The 25,765-nt window shown below is 73.7% G+C and carries 23 protein-coding genes and 1 pseudogene; 7 read left to right on the top strand and 17 right to left on the bottom strand.

Going from position 1 to position 25,765, the window contains the following annotated elements; translation table 11 throughout:
- Positions 1–32 precede the first annotated feature (32 nt).
- Entirely contained in the window at positions 33–1,577 is a 1,545-nt protein-coding gene (hutH, locus tag IW256_RS08605; protein WP_197010445.1) for a histidine ammonia-lyase, read from the bottom strand.
- Between the two features lie 163 nt (positions 1,578–1,740).
- Between hutH and IW256_RS08600 the strand changes: the two genes are divergently transcribed.
- Positions 1,741–2,517 (top strand): IclR family transcriptional regulator, encoded by a 777-nt coding sequence (locus IW256_RS08600; protein WP_197010444.1) that lies wholly within the window; start codon positions 1,741–1,743, stop codon positions 2,515–2,517.
- A gap of 96 nt (positions 2,518–2,613) precedes the next feature.
- Here IW256_RS08600 and IW256_RS08595 read toward each other — a convergent pair whose 3' ends face one another.
- The 4 genes and pseudogenes from IW256_RS08595 to IW256_RS08580 all read right to left on the bottom strand — a co-directional run.
- Entirely contained in the window at positions 2,614–3,528 is a 915-nt protein-coding gene (locus IW256_RS08595; RefSeq protein WP_197010443.1) for an ABC transporter substrate-binding protein, read from the bottom strand.
- 113 nt (positions 3,529–3,641) lie between these two features.
- A complete protein-coding gene (locus IW256_RS08590) occupies positions 3,642–4,340 on the bottom strand; it encodes an ABC transporter permease (RefSeq protein ID WP_197010442.1) in 699 nt (232 codons plus the stop codon).
- Positions 4,337–5,164, bottom strand: coding sequence for an ABC transporter permease (locus tag IW256_RS08585; RefSeq protein WP_197010441.1), 828 nt, complete (start codon positions 5,162–5,164; stop codon positions 4,337–4,339). Before IW256_RS08585 ends, IW256_RS08590 begins: the two co-directional genes overlap by 4 nt.
- A 104-nt stretch (positions 5,165–5,268) precedes the next feature.
- Positions 5,269–6,015 (bottom strand): annotated as a pseudogene (locus tag IW256_RS08580) (ABC transporter ATP-binding protein); the annotation flags it as partial.
- A gap of 201 nt (positions 6,016–6,216) precedes the next feature.
- Here IW256_RS08580 and IW256_RS08575 point away from each other — a divergent pair.
- A complete protein-coding gene (locus IW256_RS08575) occupies positions 6,217–7,725 on the top strand; it encodes an aromatic amino acid ammonia-lyase (RefSeq protein WP_197010439.1) in 1,509 nt (502 codons plus the stop codon).
- 158 nt (positions 7,726–7,883) lie between these two features.
- Here IW256_RS08575 and IW256_RS08570 read toward each other — a convergent pair whose 3' ends face one another.
- Positions 7,884–8,894: a LacI family DNA-binding transcriptional regulator gene (locus IW256_RS08570; protein WP_307828801.1), complete on the bottom strand. Its 1,011-nt coding sequence runs from the start codon at positions 8,892–8,894 to the stop codon at positions 7,884–7,886.
- 180 nt (positions 8,895–9,074) lie between these two features.
- Here IW256_RS08570 and IW256_RS08565 point away from each other — a divergent pair, with 180 nt between their 5' ends.
- Positions 9,075–9,995, top strand: coding sequence for an amidohydrolase family protein (locus tag IW256_RS08565; RefSeq protein ID WP_197010437.1), 921 nt, complete (start codon positions 9,075–9,077; stop codon positions 9,993–9,995).
- Complete coding sequence (locus tag IW256_RS08560) at positions 9,985–10,527, top strand: cysteine dioxygenase (RefSeq protein WP_197010436.1); 543 nt, start codon at positions 9,985–9,987, stop codon at positions 10,525–10,527. The genes IW256_RS08565 and IW256_RS08560 overlap by 11 nt, the downstream gene beginning before the upstream one ends.
- 190 nt (positions 10,528–10,717) lie before the next feature.
- On the opposite strand, the gene IW256_RS08555 is transcribed toward IW256_RS08560, so the two are convergent.
- The 3 genes from IW256_RS08555 to IW256_RS08545 all read right to left on the bottom strand — a co-directional run bounded on the left by IW256_RS08555 (position 10,718) and on the right by IW256_RS08545 (position 14,669).
- Positions 10,718–12,904, bottom strand: a complete 2,187-nt coding sequence (locus tag IW256_RS08555) for a bifunctional polysaccharide deacetylase/glycosyltransferase family 2 protein (protein ID WP_197010435.1) — start codon at positions 12,902–12,904, stop codon at positions 10,718–10,720.
- A complete protein-coding gene (locus IW256_RS08550; RefSeq protein ID WP_197010434.1) occupies positions 12,901–13,428 on the bottom strand; it encodes a hypothetical protein in 528 nt (175 codons plus the stop codon). The genes IW256_RS08555 and IW256_RS08550 overlap by 4 nt, the downstream gene beginning before the upstream one ends.
- Before the next feature lie 71 nt (positions 13,429–13,499).
- On the bottom strand, positions 13,500–14,669 hold the full coding sequence (locus IW256_RS08545; protein WP_197010433.1) for an acyltransferase family protein: 1,170 nt from the start codon (positions 14,667–14,669) through the stop codon (positions 13,500–13,502).
- 194 nt (positions 14,670–14,863) lie between these two features.
- Between IW256_RS08545 and IW256_RS08540 the strand changes: the two genes are divergently transcribed.
- The gene (locus IW256_RS08540; RefSeq protein ID WP_197010432.1) at positions 14,864–15,619 is read left to right on the top strand and encodes an SGNH/GDSL hydrolase family protein; all 756 of its coding nucleotides are present in this window, start codon (positions 14,864–14,866) and stop codon (positions 15,617–15,619) included.
- A 194-nt stretch (positions 15,620–15,813) separates the two neighbouring features.
- On the opposite strand, the gene egtD is transcribed toward IW256_RS08540, so the two are convergent.
- The 4 genes from egtD to egtA are packed head-to-tail and all read right to left on the bottom strand — an operon-like array spanning position 15,814 to position 20,216.
- Positions 15,814–16,785 (bottom strand): L-histidine N(alpha)-methyltransferase, encoded by a 972-nt coding sequence (gene egtD / locus IW256_RS08535; protein ID WP_197010431.1) that lies wholly within the window; start codon positions 16,783–16,785, stop codon positions 15,814–15,816.
- A gap of 10 nt (positions 16,786–16,795) precedes the next feature.
- Entirely contained in the window at positions 16,796–17,563 is a 768-nt protein-coding gene (egtC, locus tag IW256_RS08530) for an ergothioneine biosynthesis protein EgtC (RefSeq protein WP_197010430.1), read from the bottom strand.
- Positions 17,563–18,939, bottom strand: coding sequence for an ergothioneine biosynthesis protein EgtB (egtB, locus tag IW256_RS08525; protein ID WP_231403705.1), 1,377 nt, complete (start codon positions 18,937–18,939; stop codon positions 17,563–17,565). Before egtB ends, egtC begins: the two co-directional genes overlap by 1 nt.
- Positions 18,927–20,216 carry an ergothioneine biosynthesis glutamate--cysteine ligase EgtA gene (gene egtA, locus IW256_RS08520; RefSeq protein WP_197010429.1) on the bottom strand — a complete coding sequence of 430 codons (1,290 nt, stop codon included), beginning with the start codon at positions 20,214–20,216 and terminating at the stop codon, positions 18,927–18,929. Before egtA ends, egtB begins: the two co-directional genes overlap by 13 nt.
- A 254-nt stretch (positions 20,217–20,470) precedes the next feature.
- On the opposite strand from egtA, the gene IW256_RS08515 reads away from it, so the two are divergent.
- Positions 20,471–21,775 carry an RNA polymerase sigma factor gene (locus IW256_RS08515; RefSeq protein WP_197010428.1) on the top strand — a complete coding sequence of 435 codons (1,305 nt, stop codon included), beginning with the start codon at positions 20,471–20,473 and terminating at the stop codon, positions 21,773–21,775.
- 10 nt (positions 21,776–21,785) lie between these two features.
- On the opposite strand, the gene IW256_RS08510 is transcribed toward IW256_RS08515, so the two are convergent.
- The 4 genes from IW256_RS08510 to IW256_RS08495 all read right to left on the bottom strand — a co-directional run bounded on the left by IW256_RS08510 (position 21,786) and on the right by IW256_RS08495 (position 24,821).
- The gene (locus IW256_RS08510; protein WP_197010427.1) at positions 21,786–22,085 is read right to left on the bottom strand and encodes a hypothetical protein; all 300 of its coding nucleotides are present in this window, start codon (positions 22,083–22,085) and stop codon (positions 21,786–21,788) included.
- A gap of 362 nt (positions 22,086–22,447) precedes the next feature.
- Positions 22,448–23,665, bottom strand: a complete 1,218-nt coding sequence (locus tag IW256_RS08505; protein WP_197016186.1) for an RNA-guided endonuclease InsQ/TnpB family protein — start codon at positions 23,663–23,665, stop codon at positions 22,448–22,450.
- Positions 23,662–24,525, bottom strand: coding sequence for an IS3 family transposase (locus IW256_RS08500; protein WP_231404488.1), 864 nt, complete (start codon positions 24,523–24,525; stop codon positions 23,662–23,664). Before IW256_RS08500 ends, IW256_RS08505 begins: the two co-directional genes overlap by 4 nt.
- 8 nt (positions 24,526–24,533) lie before the next feature.
- Entirely contained in the window at positions 24,534–24,821 is a 288-nt protein-coding gene (locus IW256_RS08495; protein WP_197009110.1) for a transposase, read from the bottom strand.
- 257 nt (positions 24,822–25,078) lie between these two features.
- Between IW256_RS08495 and IW256_RS08490 the strand changes: the two genes are divergently transcribed.
- Entirely contained in the window at positions 25,079–25,765 is a 687-nt protein-coding gene (locus tag IW256_RS08490; protein ID WP_197010426.1) for a TetR family transcriptional regulator, read from the top strand.

The raw sequence follows: 25,765 nt of genomic DNA, 5'->3' as shown, positions 1-25,765 counted from the left end.
AGCCTTGCCGGTGGTCGATGCCTTGCCGGTGGTCATGACAGGGGGCCGGTGACGGCCTCGGCGGCGGCCACGAGCGTCCCGTCGCGGACGAGCTCGGTGGCGGCGGCGATCTCGGGGGCGAGGTGCCGGTCGGGGCCGGGTCCCTCGACGTGCTCGCGCAGCGCGGCGACCACGGCCGCGGTGGCGGGGCCGGGACGCAGCGGGCGCCGCAGGTCCAGGGCGCGCGCGGCGGTGAGGATCTCGATACCGACGACCTGGGCCAGCCGGTCGACCGCGACGCGCAGCTTGCGGGCGGCGCCCCAGCCCATCGAGACGTGGTCCTCCTGCATCGCCGAGCTGGGGATGGAGTCGGCGGAGGCGGGCACCGCCAGCCGCTTGAGCTCGGCGACGATCGCGGCCTGGGTGTACTGGGCGATCATGTGGCCGGAGTCCACGCCCGGGTCGTCGGCCAGGAACGCGGGCAGCCCGGCGGAGCGGGCCCGGTCGAGCATCCGGTCGGTGCGGCGCTCCGACATCGAGGCCAGGTCGGCGACCGGGATGGCCAGGAAGTCCAGCACGTACGCGACCGGCGCCCCGTGGAAGTTGCCGTTGGACTCCACCCGCCCGTCGGGGAGCACCACGGGGTTGTCGATCGCCGCGGCCAGCTCGCGGGAGGCGACCAGCTCGGCGTGCGCCAGGGTGTCGCGGGCGGCGCCGTTCACCTGCGGCGAGCAGCGCAGCGAGTAGGCGTCCTGGACGCGGGTGCAGTCGGGCCCGCGGTGCGACTCCATGATCTCCGACTCGGCGAGCAGGGCGCGCAGGTTGGCGGCCGAGACGGCCTGGCCGGGGTGCGGGCGCAGTTCCTGCAGGTCGGCGGCGAAGACCCGGTCGGTGCCCAGCAGGGCTTCGACGGTCATCGCGGCGGCCAGGTCGGCGGCGGTGAGCAGGCGCCGCAGGTCGGCGATCGCCAGCGCCAGCATGCCGAGCATCCCGTCGGTGCCGTTGAGGAGGGCCAGGCCCTCCTTCGCGCCGAGCGTGACCGGCTCGATCCCGGCCGCGGCCAGCGCGTCGGCGGCGGGTACCCGCTCGCCCCGCGCGTCCCGGACGGGGCCCTCGCCGATGAGCGTGAGCGCCACGTGGGCGAGGGGGGCCAGGTCCCCGGAGCAGCCGAGGCTGCCGTGCTCGTGGACGACGGGGGTGATGCCCGCGTTGAGCACGGCCGCCAGGGTGGTCGCGGTGACCGGCTGGACACCGGTGCGGCCCGAGGCGAGGGTGCGGAGCCGGAGCAGCATCAGCGCCCGGACGACCTCGCGTTCGACCTCGGGGCCGGACCCGGCCGCGTGCGAGCGGACGATGTTGAGCTGAAGCTGCGCGCGCATCTCGGGCGCGATGTGCCGGGTGGCGAGGGCGCCGAAACCGGTGGACACCCCGTAGACGGGGGTGGAGCGGGCGGCCAGTTCCTCGATGTGCGCCCGCGCGGCCCCGATCGCCTTCATCGCCTCGTCGGTGAGCGCGACCGGGGCATCGTGCCGGGCCACCGCGACGACCTGGTCGACGGTCAGCGGTTCCGGGCCGACCTCGACGCGCGCGTCCCCCATGCCGAAATTCATACCCACCATTGCAGCGGGCGGACCGGCGCCGCAGGAGGGCCCGCACCGGCAATGTGTCTCGGATACGAGACACTGGACGGGCGAGCACGGAAGGCGCGAGCCACGGAGGCGCGAGCTACGAGAGGGACGGGGCACGGGAGGGAGCGGGACGATGGGACAGGTACCGGCGGCGCGGCGCGCCCTGGCGGTGCTGCGGCTGCTGGCGGGCTCGGCCGGGCCGCTGCCCGCCTCCGCGATCGCGCGTTCCCTTGAGCTGCCCAGGTCCAGCACCTACCACCTGCTGACGGCGATGGCCGAGGACGGGTTCGTCTCCTACGTGCCGGAGGAGCGGCGCTGGGGGCTCGGGGTGGCCGCCTTCGAGATCGGCTCGGCCTACCTGCGGCACGGGCCGCTGGAACGGCTGGCCCGGCCGCTGCTGCGCCGGCTGGTGGACCGGGTCGGGGAGATCGTCCAGCTCGGCGTCCTGCACGGTGCCGAGACGCTCTACCTGCTGAAGGAGCAGCCGCCCCGGCACGCGACGCTGGTGACCGACGTGGGCGTGCGGATGCCCGCGCAGCTCACCGCCAGCGGCCGGTCGATGCTGGCGCACCTGCCCGCGGCGCAGGTACGGGCGCTGTTCCCCGGCCCCTTCGTGGACCGTACGGGCCTGGGCCCGGCGTCGCTGCGCGAGCTGCGGCGCGAGCTGGCCGGGGACGCCCGCCGGGGCTGGTCGGTGGAGGACGGCCACATCACCGCGGGGTTCGCCAGCATCGCGGCCTGCTCGTTCGACCACACGGGCCATCCGACGGCCGCGATCACGGTGACGTTCCGCCGCGAGAGCCGCCCGGAGGAGGGCTGGCCGGCGCTGGCCGCGGCCGTGCGGACGACGGCCGCCGACCTCACCGCCCGGCTCGGCGGCCACCCTCCGGCCCGGAGGCCGTCCCGGTGAGCCGCGGCGTTCCGCGGCTCACCGGAGCGGCCCCCGGGAGACCCGAAAGGCCCGGGGAATCCGGCAGGCCCGGAGGGTCCCAGGAATCCGCCGGGGTCAGCCCAGGCCGTTCTTGGCGAGCCAGTCCTTGGCGACCGTCTCGGGGTCGGTCTTCTTCTCCGACATCTCGCTGTTCATCTCCTGGAGCCCGGCCGTGGTGAGCTTGGCGGAGACGGCGTTGAGCGCGGTGCGCACGGTGTCGTTGATCTTGGACTTGTAGACCAGCGGCAGCACGTTCTGCGCGCCGAAGACGTTCTTGGGGTCCTGGAGCGCGACGAAGCCGTTCTTCTTGATGGCGGCGTCGGTCGAGAACAGGTCGGCGGCCTGGATCTGGTTCTTCGCCAGGTTCGACACGGTGATCGGGCCGGCGGTGTCCAGGGACTTGAACTCCTTGAACTTCACCCCGTACACCTTCTCCAGTCCGACCAGGCCCTGCTGCCGGGTCTTGAACTCCGGCGGCCCGCCGACCACCAGCTCACCGGCGACCGGCTTGAGGTCCTCGATCGTGGTGAGCTTGTACTTGCTCGCGGTGGCCGCGGTGACCGCCAGCGTGTCCTTGTTCTCGGCCTGCGCGGGCGCCAGCACCTCCAGCTCCGCCGGCAGCTTCTGCTTGAGCGCCGCGTCCACCTCCTGGGTGGTGCTCGCCGGGTTCTCCTTGTCCACGTACGCCAGCAGCGCGCCGTTGTACTCGGGGAAGACCTGGATGGCGCCGCTCTTGACCTGGTTGTAGTAGACCTCGCGGGACCCGATGCTGAACTTGCGCTCGACCTTGACGCCCTTGGCCTCCAGGGCCTGCGCGTAGATCTCGCCGATCAGCCCGCTCTCGGGGAAGTCGGCGCCGCCGATGGTGATGCTCTGGCCGCCGCCCTCCCCGCCGCCGCTCAGCGGGTCTCCGTCGCCGCCGCCCCCGCACGCGCTCAGCGCCAGCACCGCGGCGGCCAGCGCGGCGGCTCCGCGAATCATCCGGGACATGTGGTTCTTCCTTCCTCAGGGTCCGGGCGCTCCTGTGCGCCCGGTCAGGATGCCGAGTGGTCGCCGTACGGCCTCCGCGTGGACGCCGTACGGCCTCGGCCGATTGCGCTGGATCAGGACACCGCCGCCCGCTGCCGTACGCCCGGGGAGACCGCGTACCGGTACAGGCCGGCGAAGGCGAGCTGGGTGAGGACGGCCAGCAGGATCACCAGGATCGCGCCGCCGGCCATGCTGTCGTAGTCCTGCCGCGAGTAGCCGTCGACGATGTAGCGGCCCAGGCCGCCGAGCCCGACGTAGGCGGCGATCGTCGCGGTGGAGATGATCTGGATGAGGGCGGTCCGCAGGCCGAGCAGGATCAGCGGCAGCGCCACCGGCAGCTCGACCTTCAGCAGTACCTGCCGTCCGGTCATGCCCATGCCCTCGGCCGCGTCCCGCAGGCCCGCCTCCACCTGCTGCACCCCGGCGTAGGTGTTGACCAGCACGGGCGGGATCGCCAGCGCGACCAGCGGGATCAGGATCGGCACCAGGTCGCCGGCGGTGGTGATGATCACCGCGAGGATGAGCAGGCCCAGGGTGGGCAGGGCGCGCGCGGCGTTCGCCGAGGACAGCACCAGGAAACCGGCCAGCGCGGCGGGGCGTCCCCGGCGCAGGTGGCCCAGGACCAGCCCGAGCGGCAGCGCGATCAGCACGGTGACCGCGAACGCCAGCAGCGAGTACCACAGGTGCTCCAGCAGCCGGCTGGGGATGCCGTCCGGCCCCGACCACTGCCCCGAGCCGCCGAACCAGGCCAGCGCCTCCCAGATCGCGTTCAACGGACCTCCTCCGGCTCGGCCGTCGTCCCGGCCCGGTCACCGGCCGCCCCGGCGGTGCCGCCGGGCGCCGCGGCCTTCGTCCCGCCGTCCGCGCCGTCCGTGCCGTCCGTGTCCTCCGCGGCCGTGGCCCGGCGCCCGCGCCCGGCGCGCTCCCACGGGGTGAGCAGCCGCTGGACGAGCAGCAGGAGCAGGTCGGCGACCAGTGCCAGCAGGATGATCAGCACGATCGCGACGATGATCGGGGTGGTGAATCCGCCGCCGGGCCACTTCATGCCCTTGACCATGAGCTGGCCGAGGCCTCCGATGCCGATCAGCGCCCCCACGCTGACCAGGCTGATGTTGGCGACCGTGGCGACCCGCAGCCCGGCCATCAGCACCGGCACCGCGATCGGCAGCTCCACCTGGACCAGCCGCCGCAGCGGGCCGAAGCCCATCGCGACCGCCGACTGCCGGACGTGGTCGGGCACCGCCCGCAGCCCGTCCACCACGCTGGGCACCAGCACCGACAGGGTGTAGAGCGCCAGCGGGACGATCACGGTGGGGTAGGTCAGCCCGGTGAACGCGACGAAGATCACGAACAGCCCGATCGCCGGGACCGCGTACAGCACGCTGGTCGCGGCCAGCACCGGCGGGTAGATCCGCCGCCAGCGCGCGCAGGCCAGCCCGACCGGGAGGGCGATCAGCAGGCCGAGCAGGACGGGGGTGAACGACAGGATGAGATGTTCGCGGAACGACTCGGTGATGTCGCCGCTCAGGTTCCGCCCGATCCAGTCCCAGCGGATCAGCGGCTCGCCGTCCTCGGCGAGCGCCGCGAGGGCGGTCACCGGTCCGCCGCCGCGGCCTCGCGGGCCTCGCCCGTCTCGTCCGCCTCTTTAGCCGCAGAGGGGGCCTCAGGAGTCTCGCCGGCCTCTTCGGCGTCCAGCTCCTGGAAGAAGCGCAGCCGCCGGATGCCGCGGTCGCCGCCGAGGAAGTCGCGGACGAAGTCGTCGGCCGGCGCGTTCAGCAGCTCCTCGGGGGCGGCGTACTGCGCCAGGCGGCCCCCGACCTGGAACACCGCGATGCGGTGGCCGAGCCGGATCGCCTCGTCGATGTCGTGGGTGACGAACACGATCGTCTTCTCGAGCTCGCTCTGCAGGCGCAGGAACTCCTCCTGCAGGCCGCCGCGCACGATCGGGTCGACGGCGCTGAACGGCTCGTCCATCAGCATGATCGGCGGATCGGCGGCCAGCGCGCGGGCGACGCCCACCCGCTGCTGCTGCCCGCCCGAGAGCTGCGCCGGGTAGCGCCCCGCCAGCTTGGGGTCGAGCCCGACCCGCTCCAGCAGCTCGTGCGCCCGCGCGCGGGCCTTCTTCTTGTCCCAGCCCAGCAGGTAGGGCACCGTCGCGATGTTGTCGACGATGGTGCGGTGCGGGAACAGCCCGGCCTGCTGGATGACGTAGCCGATGCCGCGGCGCAGGGTGGGCGGGTCGATGTCCCGGACGTCGCGGCCGTCGATGGACACGGTGCCCTCGGTGGCCTCCACCATCCGGTTGACCATGCGCAGCGAGGTCGTCTTGCCGCACCCGGAGGGCCCGACCAGAACGGTGATGCGGCCCGCCTCGATCTCCAGGTCGAGCCGGTCGACGGCCACGGTGCCGTCCGGGTAGCGCTTGGTCACGCCCGCAAAGGTGATCAAACGATTCACGTCCTCGTTGGGCGTCGATGCAACGCCGTTCGTCCGCTCGGTGACAGATGGGGGATCAAATCCGGCTTGTACCCCACCGTATCTGTTTGACACTGTCGCTCCCACGGGTCGCCGAGGCGGCGCGGGACGATCGGTGGGCCAGGCATATTGGGAGCTTACCGATCGGAATAGAATAGAAAGTAGCGTTAGGGCGTGGAAACCACCCGAATCGTTATGGACGGCACCCGGCTCACCTGTTCCGAGGTGGCCCGTGCCGCCCGCGGGGACGTGACGATCGTCATGGCGCCCGAGGGCACCGAACGGGCCCGCGCGGCCTGGCGGGTGGCCCGCGAGGTGGCCGCGGAGGAGCCGGTCTACGGCCGTACCACCGGGGTCGGCGCCAACCGCGAGGTGGGCGTGGAGTGGGAGGACTCCGACGCGCACGGGCTGCGGCTGCTGCGCAGCCACGCGGCGGGCGCGGGACCGCTGGTGGCGCCGGAGATCGTCCGGGCGATGATCACCGTGCGGCTCAACCAGCTCGCGGCCGGCGGCTCGGGCGTCGATCCCGGGGTGCTGACCGCGCTGGCCGACGTGCTGAACCTCGGCCTGCTGCCGCCCGTCCCGGTGTACGGGGCGATCGGCACCGGCGACCTCACCGCGCTGGCCTCCACCGCGCTGTGCCTGCTCGGCGAGCGCGCCTGGCTGACCGCGCCCGACGGCGCGCAGCCGCGCGGGCCGGGCTTCCGGCTGCGTTCGGCGGACGCCCTGGCCTTCATCAGCTCCAACGCGGCCACGCTCGGGGAGTCGGCGCTGGCGGTGACCGACCTGCGCACGCTGCTGGCCGCCTCGACCGGGGTCGCGGCGCTGTCGCTGCTGGCGGTGCGGGGCTCGGAGGAGCCGTACGCCCCGGCGGTGCACGACGCCTGCCCGCATCCGGGTCAGCGGGAGGTGGCGACGGCGATGCGGACGCTGCTGGCCTTCGAGCAGCCCGCCCCGATGCGGATCCAGGACCCCTACGGTTACCGGGCGTTCCCGCAGGTCCACGGCCCGGCGCTGGAGACCGCCGCCTACGCCGAGGAGGTCGTCACCCGCGAGATCAACGCGGCGTCGGAGAACCCGCTGGTCGACGTGGCGGGCCGCGCGGTCTGGCACAACGGCAACTTCCACACCGCGTACTCGGGGCTGGCCCTGGACGCCGCCCGCGCGGCGCTCTTCCAGACCATGGCGCTGTCGGCGGCCCGGCTGGGGACGCTGGCCGAGCCGTCCTTCACCGGCCTCTACCCGTTCCAGGCGGCGACCGAGGCGTCCTCCGGGATCATGATCCTGGAGTACGTGACGCACTCGGCGCTCGCCGACGTCCGCCGCCTGGCCGCCCCGGCGGCGCTGGGCAGCGCGGTGCTGTCGCGGGGCGTGGAGGAGCACGCGGGGTTCTCCACCCAGTCGGCGCGCGCGACGACCGAGGCCCTCGGCGCGTACCGGATCGGGCTCGGCTGCGAGCTGGTCGCGGCGGTCCGCGCGCTGCGGATGCAGGGCCGCGCCCCGGCGGGCGGGCCGCTGCGGTCGGTGTACGACCTGTCGGCCGAGGTGCTGGATCCGCGGGTGGACGACCGGCCGCTGGACGCCGACATCGCCGTGGCCGCCGACCTGCTGCCCGAGATCTCCCGGCTCCTGCCCCTCCTGCCCGCCGCCTCTCCGGCGCCCTGGCATCCCGAGGCGCACTGACGGACCCTGAAGCAGACTGAGGGCCCCCGAAGCCCGCTGACGGACCCTGAAGCGCGCTGACGGACCCCGAAGCGGACTGAGGGCACCTGATGGCACCCGAGGCGTTCTGGGGGCGTTCTGAGGCGTTCTGAGGCTTCCCGCCCGGGCCGGGCCGGGCCTCAGGCGTCCCGGGGGTCCTTGGGGGCCTTGGGGGCCTCGGGGGCCTGGGGGCGGCCGGTGGACTCGCGGACGCGCAGGGACGGCTCGCGGACGACGCGGCGCTTGCGCGGCTTGCCCTCGATGACGTCCACGACCAGCCGCACGGCCGAGTGCACGATGCCGTCGATGTCCCAGTCGACGGTGGTGAGCGGCGGGGTCAGCAGGGCCGACATCGGATGGGCGTCGTAGCCGCAGACCGCGACGTCGCCGGGCACCGCCAGGCCCAGCACGCGGGTCGCCGCGTACACGCCGTAGGCGATGGAGTCGGAGAAGCAGAAGATCGCCGAGGGCCGGCCCGGGCCGCGCAGGGTCCGCATGGCGACCTCGGTGGCCTCCGCGAGCGACTGGGGCGCGACCACGACCTCGACCTCCAGGCCGAGCCGCCGCGCCTCGGCGTTGACGTGCACGTCGGCGGGACGGTCGGGGGTGCTGGCCAGGGTCGGGGTGAACACCGCGACGCGGCGGTGCCCCAGCTCGCGCAGGTGCTCCAGCGCCAGCGTGACACCGCGCCGGTTGTCGAAGACCACCTCGCCCTGGGACCTGCCGCCGTGCAGCACGTCCCCGACCGAGACCACCGGGACCGTCTCGGCCAGCTCGGCCCACAGCGCGGCGGACGGGTCGAGCGGCTGCACGATCAGCCCGTCCACCCGCTGGTCGCGCAGCTGCCGGGCCAGCGCCAGCTCCCGGGCGGGGTCGTTGAAGGCGTCCACGATCAGCGCGTACCGGTCGCGGGCGAGCAGGGACCGGCTGATGCCCACGGCCAGCGACTGCTGCCAGTAGTCCTCCAGCGAGCCGCACAGCAGGCCGACCATGCCGGTGCGCCCGCTGGCCAGGGCCCGGGCGATCGGGTGCGCCTCGTAGCCCAGCTCGTCGGCGGCGGCGCGGACCCGCTCCTGGGTCTCCTCCGAGGTCTGGATGCCGCGCAGCGCGTAGGACACGGCGGCAGGCGACAGCCCTGTCGCCTGCGCCACTTCCCGGATCGTCGCGCGCTTGCGCCGCTCTGGCACCCCACCACCCTAAAGGCTGGGTACGACGAAACCCGGCCCCGCTTGACGGCGCGCCTCCTGAACCGGTTCACTGAATCGGTTAACTGATCCGGTTCAGTACCGCGTCGCGCTACGTGGTGCCGGTGTCACGGAAGGAGGCGGCCGATGTCCGGCGGCGTGGACGTGCACCAGCATCTGTGGGGGTCACCGCTGGTCGGCGCGCTGCGGGCGCGGCGCGTGCCGCCCCTCCTGGACGGCTGGACGCTGCGCCTGGACGGCGAGCCGCCCTACGAGGTCGACCCCGCCGACCACGACCCCGCCCGGCGCGCCGGGCTGGCCCGCGCGGACGGGCTCGGCCTGGCCCTGGTGTCCCTGTCGGCGCCGCTGGGCGTCGAATGGCTTCCGGCGCGCGAGGCCCGCCCCCTGCTGGACGCCTATCACGAAGGGGCGCTGGACCTCCCCGAGCCGTTCGGCGCCTGGGCCGCGGCCTGCGTGCGGGACGTCGACGCCGGCGCGGCCGCCGAGGCCCTGGACGCGGGGTTCGCGGGCCTGCAGCTGCCCGCCACGGCCCTGCTCGACGCGTCCGGCTACGAGCGCTGCGCCCCGCTCCTGGACCTCCTCGAATCGCGCGGGCTGCCCCTCCTGATCCACCCCGGCCGCTCCCCCGAGACGCCCGGCGCGCCCGCGTGGTGGGCGGCGCTCGTCCCCTACGTCCAGCAGATGCACGCCGCCTGGTTCGCCTTCCGCACCCACGGCCGCCCCCGCCACCCGCGCCTGCGGGTGTGCTTCGCGATGCTCGCCGGGCTGGCGCCCCTGCACGGGGAACGGCTGGCGGCCCGCGGCGGCGGCCGGGGCGAGATCGACCCCGCCGCGTTCGTGGAGACCTCCTCCTACGGCCCCCGCGCCGCCGACGCCGTCGTGCGGGCGCTCGGCGTGGACGTGGTCGTGCACGGCTCGGACCGGCCGTACGCGGCCCCGCGCGACCTCGGCATGGGCGAGGCCGCCGAGCACGCCTTCCGCGTGACCAACCCCCACCGTCTCCTGCACGGACCATCGAACGGAAAGGAGCCATCACATGCCGGCTGAGGCCGCTGCCTGCGCCGCCCCCATCGCTTCCGGGGCGGAGTGCCTGGAGAACCTGCCACCCCGGGCCCTCGGCAAGCATGAGCTACGGGAGCTGGTCGACTCCCTGGCCGGGCGGCCGGACCTGTGGCGGCAGCATGTGCGCTTCTCGGACGAGGAGCGCCACTACGTCTCGCTGTATCGGGACGAGTACGTGGACATCTGGCTGCTGTGCTGGACTCCGGAGAACGACACCGGGTGGCATGACCACGACATCTCCTCAGGCGCCGTACGGGTGGTCGCCGGTGCCCTGGAGGAGTGCAACCCGCGTATCGGCGGGGCCCACGTCCGGACCGTGATGCCGGAGAACACCTCGTTCTGCTTCGGCCCGGACCACATCCACCGCCTCGTCGGCGCCGCCGACGCCAGCGTGTCGATCCACGCCTACTCGCCGCCCCTGTGGCGGCTCGGCCAGTACACGATCGCCGAGGACGGCCTCATGCGCCGCACGTCGGTCAGCTACGCCGACGAGCTGCGCCCCCTGGACACGACGTAGGGCGGCGGGCGTAGTGCGGCGGCGCGGCGGGCACAGGGCGGCGGCCCCCCGGACATGGCGAGGGCGCGCCGCTCGATCCCCGCTCTGACCGAGTCGGCCCGCCCTCTTACCCATGCCAGCGCCCGCCCGCCCGGAAATGTCACACCGGTCGCGCGAGGAACCTCATCACCAGGCGTTCGGAGCCGGGCGGTCACGTCGGGAGGCGGGAGCCGTCCCGGGACGCGAACGTGCCCGCACGGCTGATGGAGTGCCACCTGAGCCTGGCCCCGAGAACGGCCGTGACGAGGGACTGGATCACCACCAGGTACATCAGCTGCCGGTACACCACCTGCTGGAGCGGCAGCACCCACAGAGTGCGCACCGGTTCCCCGTCCAGCCGCAGGGCGTACGCCCCCGCCATGGCCTGGAGGACCGTGAAGGCCAGCCACAGGCCGACCAGCCGCAACGGGTCCAGGAACACCAGCCCGTAGACGGTGAACAGGTCCACGGCGGGCGCGAACAGCGGCAGCACCACCTGGAAGACCGTGAGGTAGCTCAGGCAGCGGCGGCCGAACCGGCCCGGCCGGCCGCGCTGGAACGGCGAGCGCCTGTGCTTCCACATCGCCTGGAGGGTCCCGTAGCACCAGCGGTAGCGCTGCCGCCAGAGCTGCCGGAGGGAGGCGGGCGCCTCGGTCCAGGCGAGCGCGTTCTCCTCGTACACCACGCGCCACCCGGCCCGGCAGATCGCCATCGTCAGGTCGGTGTCCTCGGCGAGGGTGTCGTCGCTGACACCGCCCACCGCGGCCAGCACCTGGCGGCGGAACGCGCCGATCGCCCCCGGGATGGTGGGCATGCACTGCAGGACGTCGAACATCCGCCGGTCGAGGTTGAAGCCGATCACGTACTCGAGGTGCTGCCACCGCCCCAGGACGCCGCCCCGGTTGGCGACCTTGGTGTTGCCGCTGACCGCCCCGACCGCGGGGTCGGCGAACGGCCCGGCCAGGTGCCAGAGCGTGTCGCGCTGGAAGACGGTGTCCCCGTCGACCAGCACCACCACCTCGGCGCGGGCGGCGGCGACGCCGGCGTTCAGGGCGCTGGGCTTGCCGCCGTTGGGCTTGGTGATGAGCCGTACGCCGGGCAGCCGCAGCCCGTCCACGATGGCGGCCGTGCGGTCGGTGGACCCGTCGTCGACCACGATCACCTCGAACGGCGCCGGATAGCCGGTGTCCAGCAGCGACCGGACGGTGGCCTCGATGCCCGCCTCCTCGTTGTAGGCGGGCACGATGATCGAGAGCGGGGGCGTCGGGTGGCCCAGGTCGTGCCAGTGCCGGCGTCGCCGCCCGCCCGGCCCGCGGGGCCCGCCCGCGCGGCGGACGCGGCGCACGTGCGTCCGGGCGAACCCCAGCAGCAGGGCCAGCCTCGCCACCGTGAGGATCGCCGCCACGCCGAACAGGACGCCGAGGGCCCCGACGATCCAGCCGGAGGCCCGCTGCGCGGACACCAGGACCGTGCCGACGGCGCGCTCGGCGCCGGTGGCCTCGGCGGTCGCGGGCGGCAGCCCCACCGCCCGTGACAGCGTGGTGAAGCGGTAGCCCTTCGCCGAGAGCCCCGTGAGGAGCCGGTCCACGGCGGCCAGCGTCGCCTCGCGGTCGCCGCCGGAGTCGTGCATCATCACGACCGCGCCCGCGCCCGGCCGTCCCCGGGACGGCGCCGCCCGTTCGACGATGGTGTCGGAGACGGCCCCGACCCAGTCCTTGGTGTCGCGGTCGGTGAGCGCCACCAGGTACCCGCGTTCCCCCGCGCGCCTGGCCGCCTCCCACTGCGGGCCGGTCAGCGAGGCCGGTGTGGACGAGTACGGCATCCGCACGAGTGCGGTCTTCACACCGGCCACGCCCGCGAGGGCCCGCTGGGTCAGGTCGAGTTCCAGCCGGACCCGCCACGCGGGGGCCTCGCCCATGTCGACGTGGGTGTAGGTGTGGTTGCCCAGTTCGTGCCCTTCGGCGGCCATGCGGCGGACGATGCCGGGGTGCTCGGCGACGCGCGCCCCCACGACGAAGAAGGTGGCCTGGGCGCCGTGCTTGCGCAGCGTCTCCAGCAGCCGGGGCGTCCACCGCGGATCGGGGCCGTCGTCGAAGGTCAGCGCGATCGTCTTGTTCGCGGGCCGCACGCTGCGCGGTTCCTGGCCCGGGTTCAGGTCCAGCACGGGCCCGCCGCTGGTCGCCGCGGCCGGTACGCCCGGCGCTTTCGGGCCCCGGCCGGTGCCGGTCTCGCCGCCCGGGTCCGCCGGGGACTCCCCGACCGCCCCCTCGGCGAAGCCGTTCAGGAGCAGCGCGGCGAACAGGGTCAGGCCGCCCAGGAGGAGCAGGAACCAGTGGCCGCGCGGCTCCCTCCCCTTCACGGGGCGGGCCGGTCCTTCTTACGGCGGTCGAAGCCGGGCGGTGTCGGGTTGCCGTTCCCGCGGGTGCCGCCCGGGACGGCGGTGGCCGTGCCGCCGGGCTCGGGCGCGGGCGCGGCGGTCCCGCCGGAGGGTGGCACCGGCGCCCGGGACGTCCCCGCACCGCCGCCCGAAGCGGGCGCCCTCGTCCGGGCCGTCGCGTCGGACGGGCGGGGCGCCTGGGAGGTGCGCTCGCCTCCCGTCGGCTGCCGGGTCCCCTCGGCCGTGCCGTGGCCGGATCCGGTCCAGGGCGTCAGCGGCACGTCCGCGCCGGCCACGAGGCTCACCCCGACGGCGCCGAGGTAGAGCACCAGCGCCGCACCGGCGCCGAGTCCCGTCCGCCTGAGCAGCCGAGCGCGCCGGCCGCTGGCGTCGACGAATACCGGGCTGCCCTTGGCCTTGGCCTTCTCCGAGGGGGCGGCGTGCCTGGGGCGCCGGCGGCGGCCCGGCTCCCTGTTCCCGGGTCTGACACGAGTCTGTGCGGTCACGACCGGATCAGCGCCCCGCCGGTCCCCCGCGTCACAGCCGCGACGGTGCGCGTCCGGCGGCTCCCCGAGGGTCACGGAACACGTGTGGTACGGGGCCCTGGGAGGTCGGAGGCGGAGCCGTTCGGGGCCGGCGGCGCAGCGGGCGGGGCGGGGTGGGCACCCGGGCGGGGGGCGGGGACGGACGCCTTCGCCGCGCCCTCCCGCATCGGTGCCAGCGACTCGCGGAGCCGGGCCCGCATCCAGGACTGGCCCGGACGCTCGACCAGGCGGTACACCGCGTACGCCACCAGCAGCGAGGCACCGGTGACCAGGGCCAGCGCCACCCAGCGGTTCAGGGCCGGATAGGCGTACTTGAGCAGCGGCAGGGCGACCTGGGAGTGCGTGAGGTACAGGGGGTAGGTCAGCGCCCCCAGCACGGTCAGCCCCCTCCAGCGCAGCCCGCGCAGGCGCCCGGTGGCCACGAGGGCCATCACGGCGAAGACGCCCGTGACGGCGAACGCGACCACCGTCTCGTCCGAGCCGGTGAACACGTGCCCGGTACGCCACACGCTCCAGTGCACGGCCAGCAGCCACGAGACCGCCACGTACCCCCACAGCAGCAGGGTCGGGCCGAACCGGTGGATCATGTAGAGGGCCATGCCGCCGATGAAGTACGGGCTCCAGGTGGGCATCAGCATGACCTGGAGGAGCTTGTTCCCGGCCTCGTCGGCGTACACGCCGCCGATCGTCCAGGCGGCCATGAACACCAGGCACCCGCGGTAGCCGATGCCGATCGCGGCCAGGACGGCGATCAGCACGTAGAAGTGCGTCTCGACCCAGAGGGTCCAGAAGACCGCGTCCACGTTCTTCACGCCGAGGCCGCCCTGCAGCATGGTCAGGTTGGGGACGATCAGGCCGGGCGCCCCGCTGCCCAGCCGGAAGACGGCGTAGACCGCCAGCCCGAGAAGGACGGCGGCCCAGTAGGCGGGCATCAGCCGCACCAGCCGGGAGACGCCGAACTCGCCGGGACTGCGCCCCCACGCGCTCATCAGGATCACGAAGCCACTGATCATGAAGAACAGGTCGACGCCCAGGTAGCCGTACCGGGTGATCAGGCCGAGTCCCGGGAACAGCTCCAGCGACGGCTCGGGCCAGGGCCCGGCGCCCTTGAAGCCGGTGAAGTGGAAGAGGACCACCGCCAGCGCCGCCACGAAGCGCAGCAGGTCGAGTTCGCGGAGGCGGTCGTGTCGGGTCGGGGTCACCCGCGGAACCCTGGCGTCACCGGGTGACCCGGCCCCCACCGGCGTGTGAGCCTCCGGTGAACGGCGGATGTAGGGCCGCGGGACGTCCGGGACCGCGGGGACGGGAGTTCGCGGACGGTGCCCGCGCGGCCACGGATTCTCCTAAAATCGAGGGCACCGTCTCCTCAGGCCCTCACGGAAACCGGTGCCCCTCCATGACATCTCGCCGCGCCCGCCGCGGCGCGGCGATCCTCGCGCTGTGCCTGGCCTCCGTCTCGGCGACCGGCTGCGGCCCGTTCACCGGCGACGCGGCCCGCGGCACCGGCCCCGCCTCGGCCGCCACCAGCCCGGTCGCCGCCGCCACGCCGGTGGTCATGTTCCTGGGTGACAGCTACACGGTCGGCGAGCGCGGCAGCCTGCCGGAGTACACCTACGCGGCGGCGACGGCGCGGCTGCTGGGGTGGCAGGTCATCCTGGCCGGCCGCGGCGGCACCGGGTTCGTGGCCGGCGGCCGGCCGCGGCAGCCGTTCGGCGTCCTGTACGAGAGCCAGCTGGGCTGGCGCCCGGCGCCGGACATGCTGGTCGTGTCGGGCGGTCACAACGACTGGCACCACCCGCCGGACCAGGTGGCCAGGGCCGCGCAGGACGTGCTGGAACGCGCCCGCAAGCGCTGGCCCTCGACGCGGCTGGCGTTCGTCGGCCCGATGTGGGGCGACCAGTCCCCGCCCGCGGCGGCCCTGGCCGTGCGGGACGCCCTGCGCGGCGTGGCCGGGCGGCTCGGCGTCCCGTTCATCGATCCGATCGCCGGACGCTGGATCACCGGGAACCGCCTCCAGGGCACCGGCAACGCGCCCCGCTTCATCCAGCGGGACGGGGTGCACCCGACCCCGGAGGGCCACCGCTACCTGGCGACCCGGCTGGCCGAGGACATCAGGCGCCTGGGCCTGGCCCACCCCTCCGCCAAGCCCTGAGCTCTGTCTCAAGGCGGCCTCAGCCACCGCGCGAGCGCGTTCGCTGCCCGGTGGGGCGATGCCGGAGGCGAGCCCCACCGGGCAGATCGCGTAGCGATGTCGCGCTCGTCAAGGCCCGGTGAGGCGCGAGCCGCCAGGCGAGCGCCGTGGGCCGGGACTTTGAAGCAGAGCCTGAGGTCGCTTCGAGGCAGGTCCTACGCCGGCGCTGGTGCGTTCTTGGTCGGGCGGGCGAGGCAGAGCGAGAAGTCGCCCGCCCCGTCGGTCCAGAACTCCGCCAGGGTCAGCCCGGCCGCGCCCAGTTCCGCCTCCAGCCGCTCCCGGCGGAACTTGGCGGAGATCTCGGTGCGCATCTCCTCCCCGGCGTCGAACGCCACCTCCAGGTCCACGCCCCGGACCCGGACGACCTGGTCGCGGACCGAGCGCAGGCGCATCTCGATCCACTCCTCGGCGGCGTTCCACACCGCCACGTGCTCGTAGGCCGCGGGGACGAAGTCGGCCTCCAGCTCCCGGTTGATCACGCGCAGCACGTTCCGGTTGAACTCGGCGGTGACCCCGGCGTCGTCGTCGTAGGCGGCCACCAGCCGTTCCTCGTCCTTGACCAGGTCGGCCCCGAGCAGGAGGGCGTCCTCGTCCCCCATCGTGGCGCGCAGGCCGGCCAGGAAGCCGATGCGGGCGGCGGGCGGCATGTTCCCGACGGTCCCGCCGAGGAAGGCCACCAGCCGCCGCTCGCCGGACGGCAGCAGGTGCAGGTGCTGCTCGTAGTCGGCGACCACGGGGCGCACCGACAGCCGGGGATGGTCGGCGGCGATCCGCGCGGCGGACTCGGCGAGGAAGTCGCCGCTCACGTCCACCGGGACGTAGGCGCGGAGCGTGCCGCGCAGCGCGTCCAGCAGCAGCCGGGTCTTCTCCCCCGACCCCGCGCCCAGCTCCAGCAGCGTCCGCGCCCCGGTCGCGGCGGCGATGTCGGGGGCGCGGGCGAGGAGGATCTCGCGTTCCCTGCGGGTGGGGTAGTACTCCTCCAGCCGGGTGATCTCCTCGAACAGGGCGCTGCCCCGCTCGTCGTAGAACCACTTGGGCGGCAGGGTCCTCGGCCTGGCCTCCAGGCCCTCCCGTACGTCCCGGCGCAGCGTCTTGGCAAGGTCGTCGGCGGTCAGGAACCGGTCCACGGCTTCTCCTTCACAGCGGGGTGACGCGGACCCCGGCGGCGAGGTCGGCGGTCACCAGCGAACGGTCGGGGACGGGCTGCCAGCCGGGGTCGTCGTCGAGGGGTTCGGAGGAGATCCACACCTCTCCCGGCGGGGTCCGGACGAACAGCGAGTCGCCCCAGGTCGTCGCGGCCAGCGCGGCGCCGTCCGCGGCCAGCAGGTTGTAGCGGCCGGGGGCCAGGGCGCTCACCGCCAGGACGGTCTCGGCGAGGCCGGCGCCGAGACCGCGGCCCTCGTGCCACAGGCGGGCGGCCAGCGCGAAGAGCAGCGCCGAGTCGACCGGCGCCCGGGCGTCGGGGACCGCGGCGAGTTCGCCGGCCAGCTCGCGCAGCTTGCCCTCGGCCCCGGCGAAGTCCTCGATCTTCCCGTTGTGGCTGAAGAACCGGCCCGGCCCCCGCCCCGCCGCCCCGGAGCGGAACGGCTGCGCGCACGACTCGTCCACGGGGAACCCCACCGTGGCCGAGCGGAGCGCGGCGACCGCGCAGGTGGTCTCCACGACCTCGGCGATCTCGCGGAACGACGGGTCGCTCCAGATGGGACGGTCCCGCCGGAACCGCACCGGCCGCCCCCGCTCCCCGGGGCCGGCGTGGTACCAGCCGGCGCCGAAGCCGTCGGCGTTGAGGATGTTGCCCTGGGTCATGCGCGGGGCGTAGGACTGGTGCTCCAGCGAGTGCCCGCCCTCGTAGATGAGCGAGGCCAGGGTGCGCGGCCCGCCGAGGTAGCCCAGATGGCGGCACATCAGGCGGTCCCCCCGGCGGTCTCGTCCGCCGTCCGGGCGCACCGGAACCCGGCGAAGATCTGCCGCCGGATCGGGTAGTCCCAGTTGCGGAAGGTGCCCCGTACGGCCAGGGGGTGGGTCGCCCACGAACCGCCCCGCAGCACCTTGTACTCGGGGCCGAAGAAGACCTCGGAGTACTCCCTGTAGGGGAACGAACGGAATCCCGGGTAGCCGTGGAAGTCCGAGGACGTCCATTCCCAGACGTCCCCCAGGAGGCGGCGTACCCCGTAGGCGGACGCCCCGGACGCGTAGGAGCCGGTCTCGGCGGGGCGGAGCATCCGCTGGCCCAGGTTGGCGCGGCCCGGTTCGTAGACCTCGCCCCAGGGGTACCGGCGGGAGCGGCCCGCGGCGGGGTCCCACCGGGCGGCCTTCTCCCATTCGGCCTCGGTGGGCAGCCGCTTGCCCGCCCAGCGCGCGTAGGCGTCCGCCTCGTACCAGCACACGTGCTGCACCGGCTCGGCGGGCGGCACGGGCTCGGTCCGGCCGAAACGGCGCCGCACCCAGTGGCCGGCGCCGTCGCGCGACCAGAAGGCGGGCGCGCGCTTGCCGCTCCGGCACCGCCACTCCCAGCCCCGCGGGTGCCAGAGGCCCGGCTCGTCGTACCCGCCCGCCTCCATGAAGGCGATGTACGCGGCGTTCGTCACCGGTTCCACGTCGATGTAATAGGCGGGCAGATCCACCATGTGGCCGGGGCCTTCGTTGTCGTAGGCCCAGGGGTCGCCGGACGTGCCCCTCTCGAACGGGCCGGCCGCGATCAGCACCTCCCCGGCCGGCGTGTCCGCGCCGGGGACGGTCGCCTGCGTGGCCTCGCCGGGCGGGTCGAACAGGGCGGGGGCGCCCCGGCGGAGCTGGTGGGTGGCGAGCATGGTCTCGTCGTGCTGGTGCTCGTGCTGGACGACCATCCCGTACACGAAGCCGCCCGAGGTGAGCGGGTCCGCCGGGTCGAAGCGCACCGATCCGAGCGAGTCGAGCACCCTGGCGCGGACCGCGGAGATGTAGGCGCGGGCCTCGCCGGGCGGGAGCAGGGGAAGGGACGGGCGTTCGGCGCGGGGATGCTCGAACGCGTCGTACAGGCCGTCGATCTCGGGCCGCATCGGCGCGACGCCCGCCGCGGCCCGCAGCAGCCACAGTTCCTCGTAGTTGCCGACGTGGGCCAGGTCCCAGACCAGCGGGGACATCAGCGGGGAGACCTGCGCCGTCAGCTCGGCCTCCTCCAGCGCACCGGTGGTCAGGCCCAGGCTGCGGTCGCGGACCGCGCCCAGCTCGCCGGCGATCAGTTCCTTCAGCGCGGGCTCGTCCAGCGAGCCCGGCGCGGGGGTCGCGTTCATCGCGGCCATGTCAGGGTCTCCGTCTCCTGGGGGTCCCCGGCCGCCGCGGCCTCCGGCGCCCGGGCGGGGCGGGCGGGTCGGGACGGCGCGGCCTGGGGGACGTCGTCCGCCGGGCACCGGCCCCGTTCCACGTACCGCCGGGCGTACTCGTCCACCAGCGCGGCCAGGTCGCCGGCGCCCATCCGCGGCAGCGCCTCCAGCGCCGCGTCGAAGCAGGCGCGGGCGGCCCCGGCGAGGGCGGGGTCGGCGAGCCCGTCCCGGGCCGCCTCGCCCCAGCGCTCCGCCACCGGTTCGGTGGCGGCCTCGGCCCGCCCGGAGGCGCGCGGGTCGTCCAGCAGGGCGGCGGCGACCGCGACCGGGACGGGCCAGTACGGGTCGGGCAGCGCGTCGATCATGCGCAGTTCCAGCCAGCCCCGCGGACGGACCGGCGGGAACAGGGTGGACAGGTGGTACTCCAGCTCGGCGAGCCCCGGCTCGCCGGTGCGCAGCCATTCCCGGAAGGTCATCCCGGGGCCGGCCGCCCAGCCGCCGGACGCGGTGCGCACCACCATCACGCGGGCGTCGAGGGCGTAGCGCGTCCACGCCTCGGCGGGTTCCTCGTCCGGTCCCCCGCCGCCCGGTCCCCCCGGAGTGTGCACGGGCAGCGTCCGGCAGGGGTCGAGCACGGTCCAGGTGGCCTGCCGGGTCGAGCGGAAACCGGTGCGCCGCCCGGCGCGCCGCGGCGAGTTGGCGAACGCGGCGACCAGGACGGGCCCCAGCGCGTGCGCCAGCCGCCAGCGCCGCCCGGCGTCCGCGGCGTCGGCGCCGATGTCCAGGCACACCTGGACGGAGGCGGTGGAGCACATCATGGTCATCCCGGCGTCGGTGAAGCCGCCCGCGTCGAAGTAGCCGCGCATGCACGCGTACCGCGGGTGGTCGGCCTGGAAGAGCGGCGGCCGGACGGGGTCGACCCCGTGCCCGGCCAGGACCAGTCCGCCCTCGGCGAGGGCGCGGCGGGCGTGGGCGATGTCGGCGGCCAGCTCCCGGTGCGCCCGGGCCGGGCCGGGGAACGGCGCGGAGCTGAGCTCCAGCTGCCCGCCGGGTTCGTAGGTGATCTTCGAGCCCCGTGGCGGCGGACCGGCGGCGTCGAGCAGGGCCCTCGGCAGGGCGGCCGGGACGTGGGCGGCCGGATCGGCGGCGTCCACGACGAGCCACTCGGTCTCCGCGCCCACCGTCCCGGGCGGGCCGTTCTTGAAACAGACTCCGCGAATGTGCTGGTAGACGCCATCGATCGTCAGCCGGGTCATGCGCGCCTTCTCCTCGCCTCGGCAACAGGTCCGAGACCTTCCCTGGTGAACCGGATCACCAATCGACCCTTCACCAGAAACTTTCTGAAATCTGGATGAACATGACAAAGCACGCTCAACCGCTTACCCTCCGCGAGAACCGACACGCACGGACGTCCCGGACTTCTCAGACGTCACGGATGTGCACTAGAGTCGCGTGCCCACCGGCCCTTCGGGCCGCGGGGCGGTGCGCGCCGGTTCACACGGGAGGTCAGATGCGCGGGGACCTGGGAACCCTCTACGACGCGCACGCCGATCGCCTGTTCTCTCACTGCTGGTCACTGCTCGGTGACGACGACGCGGCCGGCGCGGTCAGGGACGCCTTCGTCGCCGCCGTACGGCATCCGCCGCGCGGCGACACCGTCCTCTGGCTCTACGCGCTGTCGCGGTCGGCGTGCGCCGATCGCGGCGCGTTCTCCGGCACGGGGCGGCCCGCGTTCGACGGCGCCCGCCCGCCCGGTTCCCACCCGGCCGCCGCACCGGTGGCCGACCCGCTGATGCGGGCCGCCGGGCGGCTGCGTCCCGACCACCGCGAGGCGCTGGTGCTGTGGGCCGGCGAGTGGCTGGAGGTGCCCGACATCGCGCGGGTGCTCGGCATCGCCCCCGACACCGTCCGCGAGCTGCTCCACGCCGCGCGGACGCGGCTGGAGCGGACCGTCCTGGACCTGCTCCTGCGCGGCGCCGCGGACCCGCGCCTGCACACCGACGTCATCGCCGCGTTCGAGAAGGGCCGGCTGCCGGGGCTGCTGGCCCGCCGGGCGCCCGCCCGTCCGCCCGCCGCGCTGCGCGACCTGGTGCTGGCCGCCTGCGAGGAGGAGGCCGCCCGACCGCTGTCGGAGGTGACCGCCCCGAGCCCGCTCGTGGTGATCGGCCCGTCCGTGGCCACGCCGCCGGGACGCGGCCGGGCCCGCCGCACGACCCGGCGGGGCGTGGGCGCGGTGACCGGCATGGCCGCCTCGGTGGCCGCCGCCGTCGGCCTGCTGATGTCGTGGCCGTCGGGCAAGGAGGGCCGGGTCGAGTCCCTGATCCCCTCCTCCGGCAGCGGCCAGGCCGACCGGGTGTCCGGGTCGGCGAGCCCGTCCGGCACCGGCGGCACCGGCGGCGGCACCGCCACGCCGGGCCGGAGCACCGGGCCCGCGCCGAGCCCGGCGACCCAGGAACAGCGCCCCGCCCCGGACCTGCCGCCCTGGACGCGGCCGGGCGAGGAACCGCGGACCGGGGACGGATCCACGCCCGCCGGCGACGCCCCGTCCAAGCCGGGAACGGGCACCCCCGGCCGGCCGGACGGCCCGGCGACCCCGCCGAAGGACACGCCCACGCCACCGGCCGGCACGCCGGGGACCCCCGGCGAGCCGACGCCGCCCGTCACGCCGCCCGACCCCGGGCCGTCCGACCCGCCCGGCACCCCGGACCCCTCGGACCCGCCGGAGCCCTCGGAGCCGCCGTCGGAGCCGCCCACCCAGGAGCCGCGGCCGGAGCCGACGTCCAACCCGGCCCCCAGCCCGTCCACCGGCGGCTGAACGAGCGGGATCAGTCGGCGGCGGCCCGGGCCCCGGCGGCCCGGGCGCCCTCGATGCGCCCCATCACCAGGCGCGGATGGAAGTAACTGATCGCGACGCGCTCGCTGTCGGTGACGCAGACGATCCGGTAGCCGTTGCGGCCGTCCTCGTCGGGGGTCTGGAACTCCTCGGGGTCCATCGCCCCGCGGCGCTCCATCTCCTTGAACCAGCGGCCGAGGGCGTAGACGTCGGAGAACGACTCACGGCCCGCCCCCCGGCGCCCGAGGGTGTAGGTCACCTCGAACGTGCAGTCCTCCGGAGGGTAGGTCATCAGATCATCCCCTCGCCCCGGCAGACACCGCAGGTCTGGCCCCGGTGGACGCCGGAGCCGTCGCACCCCGGGCACGTACGCGTGGGCGGTTTGCTGTGCTTGCCCATGTCCGCCCGCCTTCCCGTACGGCCTTCCGCTTCCGCTAGCGCGGCAGTCTATGACGCCCCGCCGACGCTTCGCCGACGCATCCGCAACCCCGTTCACTTCCGCCCCGGCCGGTACGCGCCCGCCCCGCCCTACAGGGCCGCCGCGCCCTCGACCGGCGACCCCCCGCGCCGCACCAGCAGCGCGACCAGGACCGCGACCACCGGCGCCGTTACACTTCGCCCTTGACTTCATCCACCTCCTGAAGGAGGGGACTCCTACGGCTCGCGCCGTGAGGTTTCCTGCTTCGTTGCCGACCGCCCCGTCCGGGAGGACTCCCGTTGAGGTCTCACACCGGCTCCACAGGCCGACACCGCCAGCCCGGCGGCCAACAAGTTGCGCGCCGCGTTCACGTCGCGGTCATGGGTCGTTCCGCAGCCGCCGCATGTCCAGAGACGCATATGAAGCGGCATATTCTCTCGCAGAGCCCCGCAGCTCGAGCACAGTCGGCTGGAGGGGAACCAGCGATCGACCACGATCACCTCGCGCCCGTACCAGGCCGCTTTGTACTCCAGAATCTCCCGCAACTCGCCCCAGGCCGCATCCGAGATCGCACGGGCGAGCCTGCCGTTCTTCATCATGTTCTGAACGGCCAGGTCCTCGATCACGAGCGTTTGGTTCTCACGCACGAGCCGAGTGGTGACCTTATGCAGGTGATCACGCCTGCGGTCGGTGATGCGGGCATGGATGCGGGCGACCTTCCGCCGGGCCTTGGCCCGGTTGACACCATCCCCTCTGGCCTTGCGGGCCAGATCCCGCTGCGCCCTAGCCAGCCGGGCCCGGTCGCGGCGCTCGTGCCGGGGATTGGTGATCTTCTCCCCGGTCGAGAGGATCAGCAGATGTTCCAGCCCCGCGTCGATACCCACCGCTGCCCCGGCTGCGGAGAGCGGCGTGACGGCCGGGTCTCGGCAAAGCAGCGAAACGAACCAGCGGCCCGCCGCGTCCTGCGACACCGTCACCGTCGAGGGCGCGGCACCTTCGGGCAGCGGCCTCGACCAAACGATGTCCAGTGGCTCGGCCATCTTGGCCAGCGTCAACCTACCGTCACAGAAACGGAACGCGCTGCTGGTGTACTCGGCCGATCGGCGAGACCTCTTCCTGCTCTTGAAGCGCGGATACCTGGCACGTCCCGCGAAGAAGCCGGTGAACGCGGCCTGGAGGTGACGCAACGCCTGCTGCAGCGGCACGGAGGACACCTCGTTGAGGTAGGCCAACTCATCGGTCTTCTTCCACGCTGTCAGCATTGCCGAGGTGGCGTTATAGCCAATCCTCTCCTGCCTGAGCGTCCACGCCTCAGACCGAGCCACAAGGGCCAGGTTGTAAACTTTGCGCACACACCCGAACGTGCGCGACAGCTCAGCCGCCTGCACCTCGGTGGGGTAGAAGCGGTATGAGGTTCCCCCGGTAGCACGGACAGCTGGGGTGAGATGGGTCAGGTGGTCCTGGTCGAGGCGCGGTGTCGCTCCTCGTAGTCCACCGGACTCAGCATTCCGAGGCTGGAATGCCTTCTGAACGGGTTATACCAGCACTCGATCCATTCAAACACCGCGGCTGCGAGTTCGGCTCTTGTTTGCCATTTCCTGATGTCGAAGAGTTCGAGCTGCATCGAGCCCCAGAATGACTCCATCATGGCATTGTCGTAGCAGTCACCGACCGTGCCCATCGAGCCGAGGAGTCCTGCGGCCCGAAGGCGCTTCCCGAACGTCCAGGAAGTGAACTGGGCGCCATGGTCTGAATGCAGGATCGTGGCGTCTTTGGCGGGTCTTCTGCGGGCGACAGCGGCGGCCATCGCATCGACCACGAGTTCGGTGGTCTGGCGGATGTCGATGGAATGGCCGATGATGCGGCGGGAGAAGCAGTCCAGCACGGCCGCGCAGTACAGCTTTCCCTCGCCGGTCGGATGCTCGGTGATGTCGGTGACCCACAGCACGTCGGGCGCCTGGACGTCGAAGGCCCGCTTGACCAGGTCCTCCTCGGTCGGCTCGTTGACCAGGTTCCGGCGTCCCTTGCGCCGGTAGATCCCCTGGATCCCGGCTTCGCGCATCAGCCGCTCGACCCGTTTGCGGCTCACCTGCTCGCCCCGTCCGAGCGTCAGCTCGGCGTGCACCCTCGGCGAGCCGTAGCTCCGGCGTGACTCCTCATGGATTTCTCTGATCATTTTCACCAGCTCGGCGTTGCGTTGCTCCCGGATGGAGGCGGGCCTGCCGAGCCAGTCGCTGTAACCGGACCGGGAAACTCCTAACACTCGGCAGGCCACCGCGACGGGGATGTCGTTCTCGGCAAGTTCACGGACCAGCGAGTACCTTATTTTGGGAGCATGTTCTCGCGAGCGAAGTAGGCCGCCGCCCGCTTGAGGATCTCGTTCTCCAACTCCAGTTGCCTGGCTTTTCGGCGCAGCTCGATCAGCTCTTTGTGCTCGCCGGCGTTCAGGCCGTCAAGGTGACCCTCTTCGATGTCGGCCTGGCGGATCCAGTTCCTCAGGCACGACTGGCTGATACCCAGGCTCCTGGCCAGCGCGGTGACCGACTTGTCGCCGGTCCGGGCCAGCTCGACGGCGCGTCGCCGGAACTCAGGCGGATGAGGTGGTGGCACGGGACACTTCCTTCCCAAGTTGATCAAGGTCAACTCAGATGAGGTGTCCGTGGAACCGGGGGAAGCTCAGTACTTGAACGCACGCTTCACGGGAGTGGTCACACGCCACAGATTATTGCTTCGCCTTGCACAAGGGTGCGGATTTTCGCATGGTGGACGCCGTACCGCCTTGGCGGTGATCCTGTCACCCCTGCTCTGCCCAGCAACGGCCCGATCCCTTCCCAGTTCGAAGGGTGGGGCTCCCTGGAAGGATCCGAATGACCGCGACCGCCTCCGAGGCCCACCCCGCAGGTCCCGGTACCCCGCCCGCCGGCCGGCGCGAGCGCAAGAAGCAGCGCACCCGGGAGGCGCTGGTCGACGCCGCGTTCCGGCTCTTCTCCGAGAAGGGCTTCGACGCCACCACCGTCGAGGAGATCGCCGACGCCGTCGACGTGTCGTCGCGGACCTTCTTCCGCTACTTCGCGTCCAAGGAGGACGTCGCGCTCACCTTCCAGGAGGAGCAGCACGACGCGATGCTGGCGGAGCTGGCCGCGCGCCCCTCCGACGAGCCCGTCCTGACCGCGCTGCGGCGCACCGCGGTCGCCATCGCCCAGGCGTGCGAGCGCGGTGAGATGGGCATCGACCCCGAGCGGTTCCAGTGCATGATGACCCTGACCGCCGACAGCCCCACCCTGCTCGCCGGGAGCCTGGAGCACGCGCAGAAGAAGCAGCTCCACATCACCCGCGCGGTGGCCGCCCGGATGGGCGCCGACCCGGCCACCGACCTGCGCCCGCACGTCGTCGCCTCGGCCGTCCTCGCCGCGTTCCGGGCGGCGGCCGACGTGGTGACGTCCGGCGCGATGGGCTACACGTCGCTGTCGGACGCCGTCGACGACGCCTTCGCCATCCTGGAGGAGGGCGTCAACCTCCCCTCGGCTCCCGGGGGCGGCGGCGCCGGGGAGTGA

Origin of the sequence: Actinomadura viridis (assembly GCF_015751755.1) — a bacterium.
Taxonomy (GTDB): domain Bacteria; phylum Actinomycetota; class Actinomycetes; order Streptosporangiales; family Streptosporangiaceae; genus Spirillospora; species Spirillospora viridis.
This window is presented reverse-complemented; position numbering and strand designations above follow the sequence as displayed.

Coding starts and splice junctions, on each gene's coding strand:
- IW256_RS08560 (WP_197010436.1), top strand. CDS start 9,985: ATGCCGGCTGAGGCCGCTGCCTGCGCCGCCCCCATCGCTTCCGGGGCG.
- hutH (WP_197010445.1), bottom strand. CDS start 1,577: ATGGGGGACGCGCGCGTCGAGGTCGGCCCGGAACCGCTGACCGTCGAC.
- IW256_RS08565 (WP_197010437.1), top strand. CDS start 9,075: ATGTCCGGCGGCGTGGACGTGCACCAGCATCTGTGGGGGTCACCGCTG.
- IW256_RS08600 (WP_197010444.1), top strand. CDS start 1,741: ATGGGACAGGTACCGGCGGCGCGGCGCGCCCTGGCGGTGCTGCGGCTG.
- IW256_RS08540 (WP_197010432.1), top strand. CDS start 14,864: ATGACATCTCGCCGCGCCCGCCGCGGCGCGGCGATCCTCGCGCTGTGC.
- IW256_RS08595 (WP_197010443.1), bottom strand. CDS start 3,528: ATGTCCCGGATGATTCGCGGAGCCGCCGCGCTGGCCGCCGCGGTGCTG.
- egtB (WP_231403705.1), bottom strand. CDS start 18,939: ATGGCCGCGATGAACGCGACCCCCGCGCCGGGCTCGCTGGACGAGCCC.
- IW256_RS08490 (WP_197010426.1), top strand. CDS start 25,079: ATGACCGCGACCGCCTCCGAGGCCCACCCCGCAGGTCCCGGTACCCCG.
- IW256_RS08510 (WP_197010427.1), bottom strand. CDS start 22,085: ATGACCTACCCTCCGGAGGACTGCACGTTCGAGGTGACCTACACCCTC.
- egtC (WP_197010430.1), bottom strand. CDS start 17,563: ATGTGCCGCCATCTGGGCTACCTCGGCGGGCCGCGCACCCTGGCCTCG.
- IW256_RS08515 (WP_197010428.1), top strand. CDS start 20,471: ATGCGCGGGGACCTGGGAACCCTCTACGACGCGCACGCCGATCGCCTG.
- egtA (WP_197010429.1), bottom strand. CDS start 20,216: ATGACCCGGCTGACGATCGATGGCGTCTACCAGCACATTCGCGGAGTC.